The sequence below is a fragment of the Parasphingomonas puruogangriensis genome (assembly GCF_036663635.1).
Taxonomy (GTDB): domain Bacteria; phylum Pseudomonadota; class Alphaproteobacteria; order Sphingomonadales; family Sphingomonadaceae; genus Sphingomonas.
Genome location: NZ_JAXOJI010000043.1, coordinates 1 through 1067, shown reverse-complemented (window position 1 = coordinate 1067; position 1067 = coordinate 1). Strand labels below are relative to the sequence as shown.

Genomic DNA, 1067 nt, shown 5'->3' with positions numbered 1-1067 from the left:
ACCACCGGCGCCGACGACGAGGCGTTTTCCGATAATGAAATCATCGTGACGGCAACCCGCCGCGACCAGGCCGCTCAAGATGTGCCGCTCGCCGTAAGCGTTGTTGGCGGCGAACAGCTTGCCAATGCCGGTGTTGTCGACATTCGCGGCATCCAGCAGCTTGCCCCATCGTTGAAAACTACAACTGGCCAGTCCTCCGCAACCGGTGCGGTTCTATCGATCCGTGGCATTGGTACTGCGGGCGATAACCCCGGTTTTGAACCTGCCGTCGGCGTGTTCATCGATGGCGTGTTCCGTTCGCGTGCAGGCGTTGCGCTTGCCGAGCTTCCGCCGATTGAACGCGTCGAAGTACTGCGCGGTCCACAAGGCACCTTGTTCGGACGCAATACGTCGGCCGGTGCATTGAACATCACCACGCAAAAGCCAAAATTTGAACTCGGCGGCTATGTCGAAGGCAGCTCTGGCAATCTCAACGAAATTGAAGTCAAAGCTGGCGTAACCGGCCCGGTCAGTGAACAGCTCGCGCTGCGTCTTGATGGCGGCTATCACAAGCGTGACGGTTATATCCGTGACGTTAACAGCGACAACCGCATCAACAATATCGACCGCTATTTCGTGCGTGGTCAGGCCTTGTTTGAAAATGAAGATGTCAGCTTCCGCCTGATCGGCGATTACGCAAAGACCGACGAATCCTGCTGTGGCGCGGTAAACACGCTGAGCGGCCTGTCGATTTTCCCTGGCATTGACGCGAGCAGCAGCTCTGCGCTTGCGCTTGTTGGCACCAACATCATTCGCGGCTTTGCAGGCGTTCCTGCATTGGGCGGCACCGCTGGTACCATCGGCATTCCGGCGTACACGCGCGGCAGCCGCGATATGGCGGTGACACCCGGTCGTGACCTGGCCGAAGCCGTCGATGAATGGGGCGTTTCGGGCGAGCTGAACTGGGATTTCGGCAATGCAACATTGACATCGATTACCGCCTACCGTGATTGGAAGGCAACGCGGAACCAGGACATTGATTTCTCCGGTCTGGATCGTGCCTATCGTGACAATTACCGCACCAGCAT

1 protein-coding gene is annotated in these 1067 nt (G+C 58.0%); it reads left to right on the top strand.

Translation table 11 applies throughout. From position 1 onward, the window contains the following. The coding region (locus U1739_RS21065) for a TonB-dependent receptor (protein WP_332710575.1) at positions 1-1067 on the top strand (1067 nt) is incomplete at both ends.